Origin of the sequence: Methylobacterium sp. GC_Met_3, assembly GCF_026540775.1 — a bacterium.
Taxonomy (GTDB): domain Bacteria; phylum Pseudomonadota; class Alphaproteobacteria; order Rhizobiales; family Beijerinckiaceae; genus Methylobacterium.
In genome coordinates, this window is the sequence record NZ_JALNUL010000008.1 from 136,926 (window position 1) to 156,010 (window position 19,085).

A 19,085-nucleotide genomic window follows, 5' to 3' on the forward strand; every position below is an offset into this window, starting at 1 on the left:
AGGAGGAGGGCGCCCCTACGGGCGCGCTTGGGCGGGCCTCAGGTCGAGATGCGCACACGCGCCCTCGGCGGCGAGCATCACCCGTGTCCCGGTCCGCTTCAGCAGGCCCACCTTCTCCAGAGCCGCCACGTCGTCGTGCACGCGTCGGTAATTCCGGCCGAGCGAGCCTGCCAGCGCGGTGATGGAGTCGGCCGGCCCTGCCGCCAGGGCCTCCAGCACCGCGATGCGGGCGGTCGAGAAGGTCTTGAGGAAGGTCGTCCAGTTCTCGAAGGTGACAACACGTTCCGGCTCCACGGCTTCGCCTGCCTCCGCACGCCGCACCGCCGAGAGGAAACGCGCCCGCATATCCTCCACCGACCCGCCGATGACGACGGTCACTTCATCGCTCATCGATCACCTCCGCGCAGCACACCGACCTCGGTCAGGAAGTCATCCAGCAGCGTCTCGAACGTCGTGAACAGGTAGGGCGTTTCCTCCGCACCGCGATGGACGTGATCACCCTTCCCCGCCTCATTGTCGTAAGCCAGGATCCGCTGACCCTCACCACCGTAGAACAGCGAATATTTGAAGCCGTGCACTGAACCACGCACCCGGTCGGGAGGCTGAAGTTCCCACAGTTTGAGCTGAAGGATCATACCATCCGCGAAGACCCTCTTGTCATCGAGCAGGAGTCGCGCGCGTGCCATGGGAGACGAAAAAGCCTCGGACGTTATGACACCGAACGTCATATCACGTCGAGCTGGTGATTCTGCAGCGCGGATGCAGGCGGGTCCGACAATGCCTATATGGCTCCGGCATCCGAGCCGGCTGCCGGGGTGGGGACCAGGAAACGTGGGCGCACGACACAAGAGACGGACCCTGCCGCGGGTGCTCTGCCTGCCGGCGTTGGCGCTTCTCGGCTCCTGCGCCGCCCAGGCGCCGACCTCCTCGGCGCTGCCGAGCATATACCTGCCGCTCGCCAACAACAGCGCGCATATCGATGTCGAGGCGGCCCGCGACATGATCTCGTCGTACCGCCGCAACCGCGGCGCGGCGCCGCTCACCGTCGATCCGGAATTGCAGCGGCTGGCCGAGGCCGAGGCGGCCTCCATGGCGCTGGCCGACCGGCCGAGCCGGGCGCAGACCGTCAAGGCCGCGGTGGAGCGGCTCGGCTACGCGGACGTGAACGCCAACCTCTCGGCCGGCTACCACACCCTGGCCGAGGCCTTTTCCGGCTGGCGCGACAGTCCCCCGCACAACGCCACGATGCTCGACCCGAAGGCGACCAAGATGGGCATCGCCACCGCCTACGCGCCGGGCTCGAAGTACAAGGTCTACTGGGCGCTGCTCACCGCCAAGTAGGGAAGGGGCGGGCTACGGCAGTCCCCTCGCGTTCGGCACGGGCGCCCGGAGCGGCGCGACCGTCACCCGCCGGCCGGCCGGCCTGTCGGGACCGAGAACGACCGGGTAACCCGCGAGGTTAGGACATCTTGCTGAACAAACAGTAAGCGCGGATGTTTCCAACCTGTATCGATCCGTCATCGCGCGTTCAGGCAGAACCTGGCATACGCCTGTCGTACGAGGGGTTTGACGGCAGAGGCGGCGACGCCGCCGGCCAAGCGACCTTCTTAAGAGACGGCGCAGGACCCGGGTCACACGGGCCGCGCCAGGGGTGGCGGAGCGGTCGTGATGGTTCGTCTGTACGGGCGGGTCCTGGGATTTTTGAAGGCGGAGCGGCGGCTGGCGATCGGCTTGGCCGCCACCAACGTCGTGCTGGCGGTGGCGGCCTTCGCCGAACCGCTGCTGATGGGCCGCATCATCGACCAGCTGACTCATCTCAAGCGCGGCGGCGACGCCATGGGCACGATGCTGCCCCTGCTGGCCGCCTGGGTGGCGTTCGGGTTCTTCACCATCGCGGCGGGCGTGTTCATCGCGCTCCACGCCGACCGGCTGGCCCACCGCAACCGTCTGTCCTCGATGGCGAGCTACTTCGAGCACGTGCTCGACCTGCCGCTCGCCTTCCACTCGGCCAACCATTCCGGCCGCGTGCTGAAGGCGATGCTGGAGGGCACGAACGGCATGGCGTGGCTGTGGCTCGGCTTCTTCCGCGACCACCTCGTCGCCCTGGTCTCGCTGGGCGTGCTCCTGCCGATGACCCTGTTGATCAACTGGCAGCTCGGCTCGATCCTGGTGGTGCTGGTGCTCGCCTTCACGGCGCTGACCACCTTCGTGATGCGCCGGACCGAGACGCTGCAGTGTCAGGTCGAGGAATTCAATTCCGGCCTCGCGGCCCACGCTTCGGACGCGCTCGGCAACGTCGCGGTGATCCAGTCGTTCACCCGCGCCAAGGCCGAGAAGGACGCGATGCGCGGCATCATCACCAATCTGCTGGCCGCGCAGATCCCGGTCCTGTCCTGGTGGGCGCTCGCCAACGTGGCGACCCGCGCCTCCGCCACCATCACCATGACGGCGATCTTCGTCACCGGCATCTGGCTGTATCAGGCTGGCACCACCACGGTGGGCGAGGTCGTGGCCTTCATGAGCCTCGCCACCGCCTTCGTGGCCCGGCTCGACCACGTGGTCGGCTTCGTCAACGGCCTGTTCCAGCAGGCCCCGAAGATCGCCGAGTTCTTCGAGATCTACGACACCGTCCCGGCGGTGGCCGACCGGCCGCAGGCCCGGCAGGTGGCGCGGTTCGAGGGCGAGGTCACGTTCGACGACGTCGCTTTCTCGTACGATGGCCGCCGCCGGGCGCTGGACGGCGTGTCCTTCTCGGCGCGCCCCGGCGAGACGATCGCGCTGGTCGGCACCACCGGCTCGGGCAAGTCGACGACGCTGGGCCTCCTGCACCGCAGCTTCGACCCGGCCGCCGGTTCGATCCGGATCGATGGGATGGACATCCGCGACGTCGGCCTCTCGAGCCTGCGCCACAACATCGGCGTGGTGTTCCAGGAGCCGATGCTGTTCGCCCGCTCGATCCGCGAGAACCTGCAGGTCGGCTGCCCGGACGCGACCGACGCCGAGATGCTCGACGCGCTGGAGCGCGCCCAGGCCAGCACCTTCATGGCCCGCCAGCCCGCCGGGCTCGACACGGTGATCGGCGAGCGCGGCCGGTCGCTCTCGGGGGGCGAGCGTCAGCGGCTCTCGATCGCCCGGGCGCTCCTGAAGAATCCGCCGATCCTGATCCTCGACGAGGCGACCTCGGCGCTCGACGCGGCCACCGAGCGCAAGCTCCAGGGCGCGCTGGAGACCGTGATGGAGGGGCGCACCACCTTCGTGATCGCCCACCGGCTGGCCACGATCCGCGACGCCGACCGGATCCTGGTGTTCCACGAGGGCCGGATCGTCGAGGCCGGCACCTTCGACCAGCTGGTCGCGCAGGATGGCCGCTTCGCCGAACTCGCCCGGGCGCAGTTCATGGCGGCCGAGGCCGATGAAGGATTGGCGCTGGCCGCGTGAGGTTGGGCTGCCGCTGGCTGCACCCCGTGCCTTTCGGGACGAGACGCGGGTCCCCTCTTCCTTCAGGAGAGGGGACCCGCGCTTCATTCGGCCGCCACTGTGCCGCGCACGGCGTGCCGATCGAGTAGCCCCACGGGAGAGGGCTTCTCGCGCACGCCAGACACGCGGTGGCTCACACCCACCCGATCCGCGCGAAGAACCCCGCAATCTCCTCCGCCGCCCGGTCGGGATCCTCCCGGTGCGGGAAGTGCCCCACCCCCGGGAACGGCGCCAGATCGAGATCCGAGAAGGTCTCGCCCAGGCGGTCGGTCCAGGCGTAGGGGAAGATCGGGTCGTGCTCGGCCCAGCGCACGCAGGTCGGCACGGTGATCGGCGGCAGGGGCGGGGCCTCGCCCTTGAGCATCGCCACCCGCCCGGCATGGGCCGCCCGGTAATGCGCGAAGCCACCCGCGAGGTTTCCGGGCTTCCAATACGCGTCCACGAAGGCGTCGAGCACCGGATCGAACGCGTCCTTGCGGTGCGACCAGTGCCGCAGGAAGTGCCCGATATAGGCGGCGCAGCTCGCCCGGCTGGCACCGACCAGCTGCACCGCCAGATCCATCTGATTGAACGACTGGTACCAGATCTCGGTGAGACGGTCGGGCGCGGCGAGGCGGGGGCCGATCCCCGGATACACGAAATCGAACAGGACCAGGCCGGCGCAGCGCTCCGGATTCGCCCGGGCGAGCGCCTGGATCACCGCCCCGCCGACATCGTGGCCGACGATGCCGGCCCGCTCGATCCCCAGTGCGTCGAGCAGCGCCACCATGTCGGCGGCGTGATCGGCCGGCCCGAAGGGTCCCACCGGCGTGCCGCTGTCGCCGAAGCCGCGCAGGTCCGGGGCGATCAGGGTGTGGCGGGACGCCAAGCGCGCCATCACGGGTTCCCAGGTCAGCCAGAATTCCGGCCAGCCGTGGAGCAGCAGCAGCGGCGAACCCGTGCCGCAGCGGGCGACGTGCAGGTCGGCGCCCGCGACGGGAACCGTCAGGTGTTCGAGGCCGTCCATTTCCCCTCCATCTCGGCCCGGCGGGCCAGCATCTTCGCCTGCAACCGGCTGCGGCGGGCGGCGATCACCGTGCCGTTGATCTCGCCGCCGAACAGGAACATGGCGGCGAGCCAGTAGAGGAACACGAGGAACACCATCGCGGTGGCCAAGCCGCCGTAGGTGGACGCGTAGGCGTTCGAGAATCGGTCGAGATAATAGCCGAAGCCGAGGCCGGCGAAGAACCACAGGACCAGCGTCACCCCGATCCCCGGCAGCACCGACAGGATCGAGCGCCGCCCGGCGGCGACGAACTTGTGGGCGATGACCAGGATCACGGCGAGCAGCAGCGCGGTGATCCCGATCCGCCCGATCGCCACAGTCAGGCTCAGGGGCTCGAGCCCCGGCGCCACCAGCACGAGGGCGCGCCAGATCAGCGGCCCCAGCACCACGAGCAGCGCGAAGGCCAGCATCGCGAAGGCGCCGCAGATCACGTAGCCGATCGATTCGAGCCGGGTCAGCCACCAGGGCCGGCTCTCCCGCAGCCCGTAGGCCCGGTTCAGCCCGACCCGGAGGCTCTCGACCCCCGAGGAGGAAAAGTAGAGGGCGAACAGCGCGCCGAGCGTCAGCACCCCGCGGCGCTGCTCGGTCAGCACCCGGTGCACCTCGCCGACGATCGGCTTGGCGATCTCCCGGGGCCACGCGTCGAAGATCAGCACCCCGGCCTCGTCGGCGAGCGACTGGGTGCCGAACAGGCCGGCCAAGGCCGCCAGCAGGATCAGGAACGGGAACAGCGAGGTGAGGGTCGAAAGCGCGATGTGGCTCGCGATCGCCCAGCCGTCGTGGGAGACGAAGCGCTGCGCCGCCACGCCCATGATCTGGAATCCGTTGCGGATGGGTTTCACGATGCTCTGACGATCCTCTGGCGGAACGGCTCGCTGATGAACGGCTCGAGCCTTGTTGTGACGCACTCTCCCGTGCCGAGCTGGTATCCACCTCGGTGGAGAGCGTTCCATGCCGGCCCGTCAACGCAGCCGACGCGATCCGGTCCCGAACACGAACCGGTGACGCGCGGATCCCACGCTCCTGGGATGCGCCGGATCGCCGTTGCGACTCGGGGGCCGGATGCGCCTTAGATACCGCTATGCCGACATCCTCACGACCCCCAACGCACGCGGCCAGCCTCCTCCCGGCCCTGTTCGTACCGATCTGGGCGACCGGCTTCATCTCGGCCCGGGCGGTGGTGCCGCACGCGGATCCGCTGGGCTTCACGGCCGTGCGCTTCACGGCGGTCGCCCTGGTGCTGGCGGGGATCGCGCTGGCGTCGCGCGTGCGTTGGCCGGCGGACCGGGCGGGCTGGCGCGATCCCGTCATCGCGGGCTTCCTGATGCAGGGTGTCTACCTGTCGAGCACGTTCTGGGCGGTGAGCCACGGCCTGCCGGCGGGGATCGCGGCCCTCGTCGGCAGCCTCCAGCCCCTGCTGACCGCGCTTCTGGCGCAACCCCTGCTCGGCGAGCGGGTCAGCGCACGGCGGGCACTGGGGATCCTGATGGGCTTTGCCGGCGCGGGCCTCGTGCTGGCCCCGAAGCTCGGCGCCGCCGATCCGTCAGGGATCCCGCCGCTCGCGCTGAGCGTGAGCTTCCTGGCGGTCCTGTCGCTGACCCTCGGCACCCTCTGGCAGAAGCGCACCGGCGGGCGGGTCGATCTGCTCGCCGGGGCCACGCTCCAGTTCGTCGGCGGCATGGCCTGCGCGATCCCGCTGGCGCTCGCCTTCAGCAGCGCGCGGTTCGAATCCGTCGCGCCGGTCTGGCTCGGGCTTGCCTGGGCGGTCCTGATCAACTCGGTGGCCGGCATCCTGCTGCTGCTGGCGCTGATCCGGCGCGGCGCGGTGGCGGGGGTGGCGGCGCTGTTCTTCCTCGTCCCGCCGGTGGCGGCCGTGCTCGGCTACCTCCTGTTCGGCGAGGTGCTGACGCCGCTCCAGGGCGCCGGGATGGCGCTGGCCGCCCTCGGGGTCGCGGTGGCGAGCCGGGGTTGAGACCCTCCGGCCCGAGGCCCGGGTTTCCCAGGGCTCCGCCCTGGACCCGCGAAAGGTCTCGACCTTTCGATACCATGACCTGGGCCTGCGACTGCAGGGCCCGGAAACCCTTCGCCGCCTCGCGGTTTGATGCGCGCGGGCTGGATGGCCCGGGCCGGCACCGAGCGCGACACGCATGGATCAGGATAAGCCCCGCGAGATCCGCCTCGCCCTCGACGCGATTCCCCTCGGCGGCAAGGCCGAGGGCAAGGCGGGCGATGACGCGGTCCTGTTCGTGCGCGACGCGGACGGCGTGCGCGCCTTCCAGGCCAAGTGCCCGCATCTCGGCGCGCCGCTCGCCAAGGGCGAGATCTGCGGCGGACGGCTCTATTGCCCCTGGCACAAGGCCGCCTTCTCGGTCGCCGACGGGAGCCTGGAGGAGCCGCCGGCCCTCGAGCCTCTGACCCGCTATCCCGTGCGGATCGAGGGCGGCGAGGCGGTGGCGACGCTCACGCCCGAACCCGCACCGGCCAAGCGCGCCGCGACCTCCATCGAGACCGTCCTGATCGTCGGCGCCGGCGCGGCGGCGGCCGCCTGCGTGACGACCCTGCGTCGCGAAGGGTTTTCAGGCCGGATCACCATGGTCGGCCGCGAGGCGCACCCGCCCTACGACCGGACCAAGCTGTCCAAGCAGTTCCTGGCCAAGCCGACGCCGCCGGAGAAGACCCTGCTGGAGCCGGACTTTTCCGCGGCCCACGCAGTCGAGCGGATCGCGGCCGAGGCCACCCGGGTCGATCCGGCGACCCGTAGCGTCACCCTGGCGGACGGGCGCACCCTCACCGGCGACGCCCTGCTGATCGCCACCGGAAGCCGCGCCGCGGTGCCGGATTTCGAGGGCACGGACCTCGACGGCGTGATGACCCTGCGCAGCCTCGACGACGCCGTGCGGCTCAGCGAGGCTGCCGGGCACGCCAAGCGCGTGGTGGTGATCGGGGCGGGCTTCATCGGCCTGGAGGCCGCGGCCTTCCTGACCAAGCGCGGTCTGTCGGTGACGGTCCTGTCCCGGGAGGCGATCCCCTTCGCCAAGCGCTTCGGCGCGGATGTTGGAGCGGCGCTGAAGCGCTACCATGCCGGCAACGGCATCACCTTTGTCACCGGCAAAGTCGCGCGGCTCGCCGGTGACGGCCATGTCGCCGCGGTCGAGACCGAGGCGGGTGAAAACCTGCCGGCCGACCTCGTCCTGATCGGTGCCGGGGCGTCGCCCGAGACCGGGATCGTCGCCGGGGTGGAGCCGGACGAGAACGGCGGCCTTCGGGTCGGCGGTGACCTCACGCTCGCCGACCGGGTGTGGGTCGCGGGCGACATCGCCGCCTTCCCGGAGCAGGGCAGCGGGGTAACCGCGCGGATCGAGCACTGGCGGCTCGCTCAGCAGCACGGGACGCACGCGGCCCGGGCGATCCTGGGCGCACAGGGCGACTTCTCCGGCGCGCCGTTCTTCTGGAGCAACCAGGGCGACAAGCGCCTCGACTATGGCGGCTACGCGCCGGATTTCGAGCGGATCATCCTGCAGGGCGATCCGGCCGCCCTCGACTTCATCGCCTACTATGTCCGGGAGGGCCGCGCGGTGGCGGCCTGCAGCATCGGCCGCAACAAGCCCTTCACGGCGTTCCTGCATCTGCTGGGCGAGGGCCGAGTGCCGAGTCCGGAAGCGATCGAGGGCGGCGCCGATTTGGCCGCACAGGTGTGATGGAACCGGCGCCCCCACCTGTGCCTTTCGCTTGACGCTGCCCGCCGTCCGACAAGCCGGGCCGAGCCGGGAGGCCCCATGAACCAGATCCTCGTCGTCGCCCTCATCTGTGCCGCCTCGGTCCAGGCCCCGGACTGCTCGCGCGACACCGCCATCGACGTGGTCACGGGCCCGGCCCACACCCTCCAGGAATGCCTGATCCAGGGCCCGGTGCTTGCCGCCAATGCCGGCTTCAAGGGCGAGGATGGCGCCTACCTGAAGACGCGTTGCGAGCAGAAACGCTGAGCTTGGGCGGGCTCTTCCAGACCTGATCGACCGGGCTCGCCGCGCGCTCTTCCTGGTCCGCAGCAGGGGGAATGAGACGCGCGGCTCTGATGCAGTCCGGTTTTCAAGGATCGTCGCGTAAAGCCGGACGTGATCAGGCAGCCCGCATCGGCCGGATTGTGTCCGAAGTCCCCCGCTCTTCAACTTCAGTTCAAGACGCGGCAAACGAAATCTGCTTCGGCTTGCGCCGCGAACAGGTTAAAAGACACGATCCAGAGAAACGCCACGCGAGCAAAAAACCATGTCCGCATCCCCCGCCATCCAGACCGAGCCGCAGGATCTCGTGTCCCTCACCAAGGCCGCCGGTGAGAGCGCCAAGGCGCTGGCCGCCGAGGCCACGCGCCGGGTCCGCACGCGGATCCTCGGGACGGACGGGCGGATCGACGCGGCCAAGCTCGAAGGCCAGCAGCACGCCGTCCACGGGCTCGCGTGGCTCGCCACCTACGCGGAGGCCGTGCGTGAACTCGGCGCCTATGCCGAGCGCCTCCAGGGCGAGGGCAAGTTCGGTGAGACCGAGTCGCTCCTCGTCCGGATCGGCGCCGGCGAGTATCTCGACCAGCTCTTCTCCGGCATCCCGATGAGCCAGGGCGAGATGGTCCGCCCGATCGGCTCGCTCGGCCTCACCGCCAAGGAGGTGGCGCAGTACCGCACCGATGCGGTCGAGACCCTGATCGGCGAGGGCAATACCCTCGAGAACCGCGCCGCCCTGGTCGCCCAGATGCGCGACGGCAGCGGCTCGGCGACCGTCGGCGCCTCGGGCCTCGACGAGGACATGGAGGCGATCCGCTCCGAGATGCGCCGCTTCGGCAAGGCCGAGGTGGTCGACCAGGCGCACGAATGGCACCTGCAAAACGCCTACATCCCGATGGAGATCGTGACCAAGATGGCCGAACTCGGCGTCTTCGGCCTGACGATCCCCGAGGAATACGGCGGCATGGGCCTGCCCAAGACCGCCATGTGCGTGGTCTCGGAGGAACTGTCCCGGGCCTATATCGGCGTCGGCTCGCTCGGCACCCGCTCGGAGATCGCCGCCGAGCTGATCCTGTGCGGCGGCACCGAGGAGCAGAAGCAGCGCTTCCTGCCCAAGATCGCCTCGGGCGACATCCTGCCCACTGCCGTCTTCACCGAGCCGAACACCGGCTCGGATCTGGCCAGCCTGCGCACCAAGGCCGTCAAGGACGGCGACACGTGGAAGATCAGCGGCAACAAGACCTGGATCACCCATCCGGTCCGCGCCGACATCATGACCGTGCTGGTGCGCACCAAGCCCGAGGAGAAGGGCCACAAGGGCCTCTCCATGCTGATCGCCGAGAAGCCCCGCGGCACCGATGAGGATCCCTTCCCGGTCCAGGGCCTGTCGGGCGGCGAGATCGAGGTGCTCGGCTACCGCGGCATGAAGGAATACGAGCTGGCCTTCGAGGGCTTCGAGGTCCCGGCCGCGAACCTCCTCGGCGAGGTCGAGGGCAAGGGCTTCGCCCAGCTGATGCAGACCTTCGAGTCGGCCCGCATCCAGACGGCGGCGCGCGCCGTCGGCGTCGCCCAGTCGGCCCTCGATGTCGGCCTGCGCTATGCCGAGGAGCGGGTGCAGTTCGGCAAGCCGCTGGTCAGCTTCCCGCGGGTGGCCGACAAGCTTGCCATGATGGCGGTGGAGATCAACATCGCCCGCCAGCTGACCTACTTCTCGGCCCGCGAGAAGGACGAGGGCAAGCGCTGCGACCTGGAGGCCGGGATGGCCAAGCTGCTCGGCGCCCGCGTCGCCTGGGCGGCGGCCGACAACGCCCTGCAGATCCACGGCGGCAACGGCTTCGCGCTGGAATACGCGGTCAGCCGGATCCTGTGCGACGCGCGCATTCTCTCGATCTTCGAGGGTGCGGCCGAGATCCAGGCCCAGGTGATCGCGCGGCGTCTGCTCGAAGCCGCGTAAGGACCGGGCGGCTCCCCGGCCGCCCGGCATCGTCGGGGCTCCGCCTCGACACCCCGCCAAAGGGCCTCAGGCCCTTTGGAAACTCAGATCTACTTGGTGATCTTCACCGAGACCGGGTCGCTCGACGGGAAGGTTTCCTCCAGGGCGTCGTCCAGGCGCTCGTTGAGCTTCTCCTGCTTGTTGTCGGGATGCGCGTTGTCGCCCGCCTTGGCGCTGCCCTGCTGGAAGCCCGGCTTAATCTCGTTCTGCTTCTGCTCGTCGGCCATGTCGCTCACTCGTCCGTGACGGGGGCACGCAAGGTGCCAGTGCGCATCAACGCGGGCGGCGGCGGGTGTTTCCGATCTTTCGGGGACCGCGCGGCAATCCGGCCCCCGATCGCTCACGTCGCCGGGATCGACCGCTCGGCCGCCGCCGCGGCGACCGGATCACGGGCATCGGCGCCGCGCATCACGGTCTCGTAGACCCGGGCCAGGCGGTCGAGATGGGCGTCGAGGCTGAGCGGCGCCGCCCAGTAGCGCTCGTAGGCGGCCCGGCTCATCCGGGTGGCGAGCCCATCGTCCGACAGGCTGCGCAGATGTGCGGCCAGCGCTTCCGGGTCGCCCGAGCGGAACCAGAACCCGGTCTCGCCGTCGACCACCGCCTCCCGGCCCGCGCAGGCATCGCTGACGATCACCGGCGCGCCGCAGGCCAGCGCTTCGTAGACGGTCAGCGGCTGGCCCTCGTACCAGACGCTCGGGAAGACCAGCGCCCGGGCCTGCCGCATCAGCTCCTGCACGGCGTCCGCCGCGCGCCAGCCCAGCATGACGGCCTCGGGATAGCGCGCAGCGAGCGCGGCCCGCTCGGGCCCGTCGCCGACGAAGACCGCCCGCGCCCCCGCCTGCCGGGCCGCCTCGGCGAAGATCGGCGCGCCCTTCTCGGTGGAGATCCGCCCCACGAACAGGAAATCGCCCGGCGGCCCGTCCCGCAGCGGCGCCTGTGCCACCGCGATCGGGTTGTCGATCCGGTGGAACGCCGTTCCCTGGGGCATCAGCGGCCGCACGACCCGCTCCTGCAGGTCGCTGATCGTGATGACGTGCGAAAACAGCTCCGGCAGCCGGGCTACCTGTGTGAGGCCGACATGGCGGACCATTCGGGCGACCTTGCGCGGGTAGCTGCGTGCGTCGCAATTCGCCACGATGCAGGAGGCCGACATCGGCGTGCGGTGGCAGATCCGCTGCTCCGGGTAGGCGTAGAATCCGCCGGTCGGGCAGACCAGGAAGAACTCGTGCATCGTGTACAGGCAGGGCAGGCCCGAAGCCCGGAGCGCCGTGCCGATCGACGGCGAGAGCGCCTTGGCGAAGGCGTGGACATGGACCACGGTGTCGCGCGGGTCGCAGGCGGCGAGTTCCCGCGCGAGCGCCCGGCTCGCCTTGCCGTTCCAGATCGCCTGCGCGGCAAACGCCAGCTTGTTGCGCGTCGTCGAGATATCGTCCTGCTCCAGGCAGACGACCCGGATGCCGGCGGGTGCGAGCCGCGGATCCACCGGGCCGACGGCAGCGAACAGGCTCACCCGGACCCCGCGGGCGGCGAGCCCAAGGGCGGATTCGATCGCCACCTTGGCCTGTCCGCCATTGATCGAGGCGTGGTCTGCGACGAGGACGACGTGCATGGTCGGGTTTCCGACGCTCTAGTTCGGGATTGAGCGTTGTAACGACCCGCGGTTGATCCCCCGTAAACTGGTTTTCGCCATGATCCCGGCTGTCGAGACCGGGGCCGTTTCCATGCACGTCGTGATCCTGGCCGAGTTCGCGTCCGCCAGCGGTGGGGCCGAGAAGGTCGCGCTGGAATCGGCCCGGGGGCTCGCGGAGGCCGGCGTCTCGGTCACTTACCTCCAGGCGGTTGCGGGCGCGGCCGACCCGTTGCTCGATCACGCAAACATCCGGCGGGTGGTGCTCGGCTTGCCGGACATCTGGTCGCTCGGCGGCGCGAAGGCCGCGGCGGCCGGGATCTGGCATGCGGCGGCGGCGCGCAGCCTCGCGGCGGCGCTCGCCGCGTTGCCCGAGCGGCCGGACTGCATCCACCTGCATCAATGGACCCGCGCCCTGTCGCCGGCGATCTTCCCGGTCCTGTCGGGAGCGGGCGTGCCCCTCATCGTCACCCTGCACGACTACGCCCTGGCCTGCCCGAACGGGGTCTATTACCGCTTCGACCGGGCGGAGCCCTGCGGACTCAAGCCCCTGTCGGCCGCCTGCATCGCGGCGCCCTGCGATGCGCGCAGCCGCGCCCACAAGCTGGTGCGCGTCGTCCGGACCGTGGCCCTGCGGCAGGCGGTGCGGGGGCTGCCGCTCCACGTGGTCCATGTCAGCGACGCCAGCCAGCGGCGGATGGGCGACCTTCTCGGCACCTACGCCGTCACCCACCACCGGATCGACAACCCGGTCCGGGTCGCGGAGGGGCCACCGGCCGAGCCCCACCGCGGCGATGCGATCGCGTATGTCGGGCGCCTGACCCGGGAGAAGGGCGCCGATCTGGTCGCCGGGGCCGCCCGCGGGGCGGGCCTGCCCGCCCTGTTCATCGGCGCCGGTCCCCTGGAGGCCGAGCTGCGCGCCCGGGACGGCGTGGAGATCATCGGCTGGCAGAGCCCCGCCGCGGTCTGGGAGATCCTGCGCCGCCGGGCCCGGGCGCTCGCCGCGCCGTCACGCTGGTACGAGACCGGGCCGCTCACCGTCTACGAGGCGCTGGCCGCCGGAATCCCGGTGGTCGCCTCCGGCCGATCCGGGGCCGCCGAGAAGGTCCGCCACGGGCAGACCGGCTTCGTGGTCGCCCCGGAGGTCGGGGCCCTGGCGGCCGCCTTCACGGCCCTGCGGGACGATGCCTGCACCCGAAGCCTCGGCGCGCGGGCCTATGCCGAAGCCCGCGCTGCGCCCATGACGCTGGCGACCCATGCGGCCGCACTCCGGACGCTGTACGGCCAGCTCGCACGCGATGCGGGTGCGGTGCAGCATCACCCGTTACCGGCTCTACTGGAACGCCCGTGAAGCCCATCGATCCGGTAATATGTATTTAGGATACACGACCCGTTCAGCCCCTCTGGACAACAGGACGATTTCTTGTAAACGGATGCGCGCTCCGAATCACCAATCCAGGCGGCCTCTATAAACGGCAAAGCTTCGCCGATGGTCTGGTGTATCGGCCCGGGTCCGGAGATAAATCTTCCGAGATCCTGGATCCGGCATTTTATCGATCCTGCCGAGGGGGTATCCAGCCCCGCAATATGCACTTGACTTCTTGTTGCACTGCAACATATAGAGGCGCGTCACGGCGGACGCAGCTGGCGTCCCGCTCCAATGATCGTTCTGGAGACACAGATGCAGACCCCGAATTTCGAGATGCCGACCGAAATGCGCGACTTCGCCGAGAAGAGCGTCGACCAGGCCCGCAACGCCGTCGGCACCCTGATGGCCAATGCCGTCAAGGTCACCGAGCAGGCCCAGGTCTCGGGCCAGACCTTCCAGTCGACCGTCAGCGCGGCCCTCGCGAAGGGCTTCGACCACGCCCAGGCCAATGCCAACGCGACCTTCGACTTCGCGCAGAAGCTTGCGCGCACGAAGGACCTGCGCGAGGCCTTCGAGCTTCAGTCCGAGTTCGTCCGCAGCCAGTTCGCGGCGTTCCAGGCTCAGGCCAAGGATTACGGCGCCCTCGTCCAGAACGTCGCCCGTTAAGAATGGGTCTACCCCCGGTCCTCACGGATCGGGGGTGTTCTAAAAAGATCCGGGTGGCCGCTTCGGACCGCCCGGATCCAACGATACGACGCCCGAGCGTCACGGGCTCGACCCTGGACGGCGCCGCCAGACCGATTATCGCTTCTGCGGGTCGTGAGCGGACAGGAGGAGATCGCGCGATGGGAAAGCCGCGTCGGCCAAGAGTAGGCCGTTCCAACTGGCAGCCGAAGCCGCCCCTTAATACGGGGATGCCTGCCTCGCTCGCGTCCTTGTCCGAGGCCCCGGTGGACGAGTCGGACGTGTCCGTGGTGGCCCTGTCACGCGCCGGGTTCGCGGATGACGCGCCGGTCTTGGCGTCAGCCCCGGAGATTGATCCCGTCGCCCCGGCCGAGCTGGTGGCGCAGGCCGTGCGGGTCGAACCCCGCCTCGCACCCGAAACCGATACCCCTGACAGCGTTGCCCACGCCGTGAATCCCCCCGAGGCGGATCGCGACGAAGAGGCCGATCAGGACTCCCACGACGATCGTCATGCGCCCGAAAGCGCGGAGCCGGAGACGGCGTTCGCCGCGGCTCCGGCGCCGGATCTCGTCCCCACCGCGATGCCGCGCACCGCGGAGCCCGCGCCGCTGAACCGGTTCGCGTTCGCACCCGACTCAATCGACATGATCGAGATCGGCTCGACCATCGCCCGCTACATGCAAGGCGAGGGCACCGCCGCCCTGGAGCATTTCCGGGCTCTCTCGGATGTCCGCACGCCGGCCGATCTGATTCGCCTCCAAGTCGGCGAGGCCCAGCGTGCCGCCGATGCTTCGCTGACCTGCTGGGTCACGGTGATGGGCAAGGCGAGCCGCGTCGTCGCATTCCGTTGAGACCGGACTTGTCGCCCCCTCGCAAAACGGGTTGCCGGATCGAACCGGGTGCGACAACGCTCCGTTAACCAAGCCGGTCCCATGCCGTATCGGAGGGTATGGGAAACCAAACCGCACCGATGCCGAACTGCGCACGTCTGATCCGATCCGCCTGCTTCTGCCTCGCCCTGGCGCTCATGCCGGTGATGGCCGGTCCGCCCGCGGCCGCGCAGAACGGTGACAAGCCCGCCATCGCCATCGGGGCCGATCTCGCCAGCCAGGGCGGCACGACGCGCCTCACCCTGACCCTGTCCCGGGCCGTGGAGGCCCGCGGCTTCGTGATGGAGCGGCCCGACCGGGCGGTGATCGACCTGCCCGAGGTCAACTTCCAGCTCGAATCGGGCGCGGGCAGCCGCCGGGACGGCCTCGTGCAATCCTTCCGCTACGGCCTGTTCGCCCCCGGGCGGTCCCGCATCGTGATCGACCTCGCGAGCCCCGCCACCGTGGGCAAGATCGAGACGACGACCCGGGCCAAGGACGGCGCCGTGCTGCTCACGATCCCGCTGCAGCGTGCCGACCGCGACGCCTTCCGCAAGGCGGCAGCTGCGGCCGATCCCGCCCCCGCGCAGGCCCGGGCCGCCGCGCCCGAACCCACCGACCAGCGCCCGCTGATCATGGTCGATGCCGGCCATGGCGGCACCGATCCCGGCGCCATCGCGGTGGGCGGCGTGTTCGAGAAGGACATCGTCTTCGGCTTCGCCCAGGCGCTCGTCGAGAAGCTGGAGGCAGGGGGGCGCTACCGGGTCCGGATGACGCGCGACCGGGACGTGTTCGTGCCTCTGGCCGACCGCGTCCGCCTCGCCCGCGAGGCCAAGGCCGACCTGTTCGTGTCGATCCACGCCGATTCGATCTCGGCGGCCCCGCAGGTGCGCGGCGCCACGATCTACACCAATGCCGAGAAGGCGACCGATCTCGAATCCGCCAAGCTCGCCGAGCGCGAGAACCGGGCCGACGCCGCCGCGGGCGCCGAGTCCGCCGAGGCGCCGCCGGACATCGCCGACATCCTTCAGGAACTCACCCTGCGGGAGACCCGCGGGTTCTCGTCGGGCTTCGCCCGGACCTTGATGGGCCAGCTCGGCCCGGTGATGGAGATGAGTTCCAAGCCCCACCGGGAGGCGCGGTTCGTGGTGCTGCGCTCCCCCGATGTGCCGAGCGTGCTGGTGGAACTGGGCTACCTGTCGAGCAAGCGCGACCTGGAGATGCTGCAATCGCCGGAGTGGCGCGCCGGGGTCACCGGCTCCATGGCCAAGGCGATCGACGTGTTCTTCTCCAATCGTGCCAGCCTGGGGCGGCCCGTGATGACGCGTCGCTCGGCCGCCGTCGCCCCAGTTTTACCATAGAGTAAGTGTCGATACGGGCTGTCCGAACGCCCCGTCGCACCGCCGTCGCAACCGGCAATCCGAGGGGGCCTCAGGTGACCATCCGGGGGCCGACCGCATCGTGAGCGGAGCTGCGCGCCGGGTGAGCCGATTCCGGCATGCGGCCGGGCCAGCGACGAGCGGAACACCGGATGCGTCTGATCCTTCGTTTCTTCGGGATCCTGTTCAGCGCCGCCGCGGTGCTGTTCGTGATCGGCGCGGCGGCGGGCGGTTACTTCTACTGGAAGTACAGCCAGGACCTGCCCGACCACGCCGCGCTCGCCAATTACGAGCCGCCGGTGATGACCCGCATCCACGCGGCCGACGGCTCGCTGCTGGCCGAATATGCCCGCGAGCGCCGGCTCTACCTGCCGATCCAGGCGATGCCGAAGATCGTGGTCGCGGCCTTCCTGTCGGCCGAGGACAAGAATTTCTACAAGCATGGCGGCATCGACCCCGAGGGGATCGTGCGTGCCTTCCTGACCAACGCCAAGTCGGGCAAGCGCCAGGGCGCCTCGACCATCACCCAGCAGGTCGCCAAGAACTTCCTGCTGTCCTCCGAGCAGACCTACGACCGGAAGGTCAAGGAGGCGCTGCTGGCGCTCCGGATCGAGTCGGCCTACTCCAAGGACAAGATCCTCGAACTCTACCTCAACGAGATCTTCCTGGGCACCATCGTCCCGGGCCGCAACCTGCACGGGGTTGCCGCGGCGGCGCTCGATTATTTCGGCAAGTCGGTCCACGAGCTGACCATCAACGAGGCGGCCTACCTCGCCGCCCTGCCGAAGGGGCCGAACAACTACCACCCCTACCGCAAGACCCAGGCGGCGCTCGACCGCCGCAACGAGATCATCCGCCTGATGGCGGAGAACAATTACATCACCCGGGATGAGGCGGACGCGGCCAAGAAGATGCCGCTCGGGGTCAACCCGCGGGTCGCCTTCCCGAACGCCGCCAATGCCAACTACTTCACCGAGGAGGTCCGCCGCGAGATCTCCGAGCGCTACGGCGAGAAGAAGCTCTACGAGGGCGGCCTCTCGGTGCGCTCGACGCTGGATCCGAAGATGCAGGCCTGGGCCCGCAAGGCCCTGGTCGACGGCCTCGTCCGCTACGATCAGGCCCATGGCTGGCGCGGCGCTGTCACCAAGGTCGACCTGACCGGGCGCGACTGGGGCATGGCGGCGGCCGAGGTGCCGGCGCTCGGCGACGTGGCGCCCTGGCGGCTCGCCGTGGTGCTGGGCAACGGCGGCGGCGGCGTGCAGGTCGGCCTCCAGCCCAAGCGCGAGGCGTCGGGCCAGGTCGGCAAGGACCGCGAGACCGGCGTGATCACCCCGGACGGGATGCGCTGGGCCGGCCGCGCCAATCTCCAGGCCGGCGACATGGTGTATGTCGAGGCGATCGAGGGCGGGAAGGGCCAGTTCCGCCTGCGCCAGAAGCCCGAGGTCTCCGGCGCCATCGTGGCCATGGACCCGAATACCGGCCGCGTCCACGCGATGGTCGGCGGCTTCTCGTACGACGAATCCGAGTTCAACCGCGCCACCCAGGCGATGCGCCAGCCCGGCTCCTCGTTCAAGCCGATCGTCTACTCGGCGGCTCTGGACAACGGCTACACCCCCGCCTCGATCGTGCAGGACTCGCCGATCACCATCGAGGGCGGCCCCGGCCAGGAGGCTTGGACGCCTTCGAACTACGACGGCAAGTCCGGTGGCCCGCACACCCTGCGCTACGGGATCGAGCACTCGAAGAACCTGATGACGGTCCGGCTCGCCAAGGATGTCGGCATGCCGCTCATCGCCGAGTATGCCCGTCGATTCGGCGTCTACGACGACATGCTGCCGGTTCTGCCGATGTCGCTGGGCGCGGGCGAGACCACGGTGATGCGCATGGTCACCGCCTACTCGATGCTGGCCAATGGCGGCCGGCGCATCCGGCCGACCCTGATCGACCGGATCCAGGACCGCATCGGCGAGACGATCTACCGGCACGACAACCGCAAGTGCATCGGTTGCGACGCCGAGAAGTGGTCGGGCCAGGACGAGCCGAAGCTGGTGGACGATTCCGAGCAGGTGCTCGACCCGCTGACCGCGTACCAGATGGTCTCGATCATGGAGGGCGTGGTCCAGCGCGGCACCGCGACCCTACTGAAGCAGATCGGCAAGCCGCTCGCCGGCAAGACCGGCACCACCAACGACGCCAAGGACGCGTGGTTCGTGGGCTTCTCGCCGGATCTGGCGGTGGGCATCTATCTCGGCTTCGACAAGCCCCGCTCGCTCGGCGACCGCGCCACCGGCGGCGGGCTGGCCGCGCCGATCGCCCTGGAGTTCCTCAAGACCGCCCTCAAGGACAAGCCGCCGACCCCGTTCCGCGTACCCCCGGGCATCAAGCTGATCCGCATCAACCTCGCCAGCGGCACGCGGGCCGGCTCGAGCGAGGGGGCGGGGACGATCCTGGAGGCGTTCAAGCCCGGCACCGCGCCGCCGGATTCCTACGTGGCCCCGTCCGGCGGCAGCCAGGCACCGGCCCCCGCGGCGGCGGCGGTGCCGGCGGATCCCGATCGGGCCGCGCAGGCGGGTGGGCTGTACTGAGGACGGAACCCACGAGAACCGCGCGTCTCCCTCCCCCCTCTGCGGGGGAGGGAGACGCGGCGGAC

Annotated in this window: 17 protein-coding genes; 11 read left to right on the forward strand and 6 right to left on the reverse strand. The window is 69.9% G+C overall.

Going from position 1 to position 19,085, the window contains the following annotated elements; all coding sequences use genetic code 11:
* Window positions 1–15 precede the first annotated feature (15 nt).
* Entirely contained in the window at window positions 16–390 is a 375-nt protein-coding gene (locus OXS27_RS13320; protein WP_267356561.1) for a hypothetical protein, read from the reverse strand.
* Window positions 387–728: a DUF6516 family protein gene (locus OXS27_RS13325; protein WP_346733082.1), complete on the reverse strand. Its 342-nt coding sequence runs from the start codon at window positions 726–728 to the stop codon at window positions 387–389. Before OXS27_RS13325 ends, OXS27_RS13320 begins: the two co-directional genes overlap by 4 nt.
* Window positions 729–831: 103 nt before the next feature.
* Between OXS27_RS13325 and OXS27_RS13330 the strand changes: the two genes are divergently transcribed.
* Entirely contained in the window at window positions 832–1,341 is a 510-nt protein-coding gene (locus tag OXS27_RS13330; protein WP_243917635.1) for a CAP domain-containing protein, read from the forward strand.
* A 327-nt stretch (window positions 1,342–1,668) separates the two neighbouring features.
* Window positions 1,669–3,438 carry a glucan ABC transporter ATP-binding protein/ permease gene (locus OXS27_RS13335; RefSeq protein WP_243917708.1) on the forward strand — a complete coding sequence of 590 codons (1,770 nt, stop codon included), beginning with the start codon at window positions 1,669–1,671 and terminating at the stop codon, window positions 3,436–3,438.
* A gap of 172 nt (window positions 3,439–3,610) precedes the next feature.
* On the opposite strand, the gene OXS27_RS13340 is transcribed toward OXS27_RS13335, so the two are convergent.
* The gene (locus OXS27_RS13340) at window positions 3,611–4,483 is read right to left on the reverse strand and encodes an alpha/beta hydrolase (protein ID WP_243917637.1); all 873 of its coding nucleotides are present in this window, start codon (window positions 4,481–4,483) and stop codon (window positions 3,611–3,613) included.
* Complete coding sequence (locus OXS27_RS13345; RefSeq protein WP_243917710.1) at window positions 4,462–5,334, reverse strand: YihY/virulence factor BrkB family protein; 873 nt, start codon at window positions 5,332–5,334, stop codon at window positions 4,462–4,464. Before OXS27_RS13345 ends, OXS27_RS13340 begins: the two co-directional genes overlap by 22 nt.
* A gap of 269 nt (window positions 5,335–5,603) precedes the next feature.
* On the opposite strand from OXS27_RS13345, the gene OXS27_RS13350 reads away from it, so the two are divergent.
* From OXS27_RS13350 to OXS27_RS13365, 4 genes are all read left to right on the forward strand, one after another.
* Window positions 5,604–6,494 carry a DMT family transporter gene (locus tag OXS27_RS13350; RefSeq protein ID WP_267356562.1) on the forward strand — a complete coding sequence of 297 codons (891 nt, stop codon included), beginning with the start codon at window positions 5,604–5,606 and terminating at the stop codon, window positions 6,492–6,494.
* Window positions 6,495–6,669: 175 nt separating this feature from the next.
* Window positions 6,670–8,220: an FAD-dependent oxidoreductase gene (locus OXS27_RS13355; RefSeq protein WP_267356563.1), complete on the forward strand. Its 1,551-nt coding sequence runs from the start codon at window positions 6,670–6,672 to the stop codon at window positions 8,218–8,220.
* Between the two features lie 78 nt (window positions 8,221–8,298).
* The gene (locus OXS27_RS13360; RefSeq protein WP_243917642.1) at window positions 8,299–8,505 is read left to right on the forward strand and encodes a hypothetical protein; all 207 of its coding nucleotides are present in this window, start codon (window positions 8,299–8,301) and stop codon (window positions 8,503–8,505) included.
* Between the two features lie 280 nt (window positions 8,506–8,785).
* The gene (locus OXS27_RS13365) at window positions 8,786–10,468 is read left to right on the forward strand and encodes an acyl-CoA dehydrogenase family protein (protein WP_267356564.1); all 1,683 of its coding nucleotides are present in this window, start codon (window positions 8,786–8,788) and stop codon (window positions 10,466–10,468) included.
* Between the two features lie 89 nt (window positions 10,469–10,557).
* Here OXS27_RS13365 and OXS27_RS13370 read toward each other — a convergent pair whose 3' ends face one another.
* The gene (locus OXS27_RS13370) at window positions 10,558–10,734 is read right to left on the reverse strand and encodes a hypothetical protein (RefSeq protein WP_267356565.1); all 177 of its coding nucleotides are present in this window, start codon (window positions 10,732–10,734) and stop codon (window positions 10,558–10,560) included.
* Window positions 10,735–10,847: 113 nt separating this feature from the next.
* A complete protein-coding gene (locus tag OXS27_RS13375) occupies window positions 10,848–12,116 on the reverse strand; it encodes a glycosyltransferase family 4 protein (RefSeq protein WP_267356566.1) in 1,269 nt (422 codons plus the stop codon).
* Between the two features lie 112 nt (window positions 12,117–12,228).
* Between OXS27_RS13375 and OXS27_RS13380 the strand changes: the two genes are divergently transcribed.
* The 5 genes from OXS27_RS13380 (at window position 12,229) to OXS27_RS13400 (ending at window position 19,020) form a co-directional block, all read left to right on the forward strand.
* Complete coding sequence (locus OXS27_RS13380) at window positions 12,229–13,485, forward strand: glycosyltransferase (RefSeq protein WP_267356626.1); 1,257 nt, start codon at window positions 12,229–12,231, stop codon at window positions 13,483–13,485.
* Window positions 13,486–13,815: 330 nt separating this feature from the next.
* Complete coding sequence (locus tag OXS27_RS13385; protein WP_243917650.1) at window positions 13,816–14,169, forward strand: phasin; 354 nt, start codon at window positions 13,816–13,818, stop codon at window positions 14,167–14,169.
* A gap of 248 nt (window positions 14,170–14,417) precedes the next feature.
* Window positions 14,418–15,038 carry a hypothetical protein gene (locus OXS27_RS13390; RefSeq protein ID WP_267356567.1) on the forward strand — a complete coding sequence of 207 codons (621 nt, stop codon included), beginning with the start codon at window positions 14,418–14,420 and terminating at the stop codon, window positions 15,036–15,038.
* Window positions 15,039–15,157: 119 nt separating this feature from the next.
* The gene (locus tag OXS27_RS13395; protein ID WP_267356568.1) at window positions 15,158–16,417 is read left to right on the forward strand and encodes an N-acetylmuramoyl-L-alanine amidase; all 1,260 of its coding nucleotides are present in this window, start codon (window positions 15,158–15,160) and stop codon (window positions 16,415–16,417) included.
* A gap of 170 nt (window positions 16,418–16,587) precedes the next feature.
* Complete coding sequence (locus OXS27_RS13400; protein WP_243917656.1) at window positions 16,588–19,020, forward strand: penicillin-binding protein 1A; 2,433 nt, start codon at window positions 16,588–16,590, stop codon at window positions 19,018–19,020.
* The last annotated feature ends 65 nt before the right edge of the window (window positions 19,021–19,085 follow it).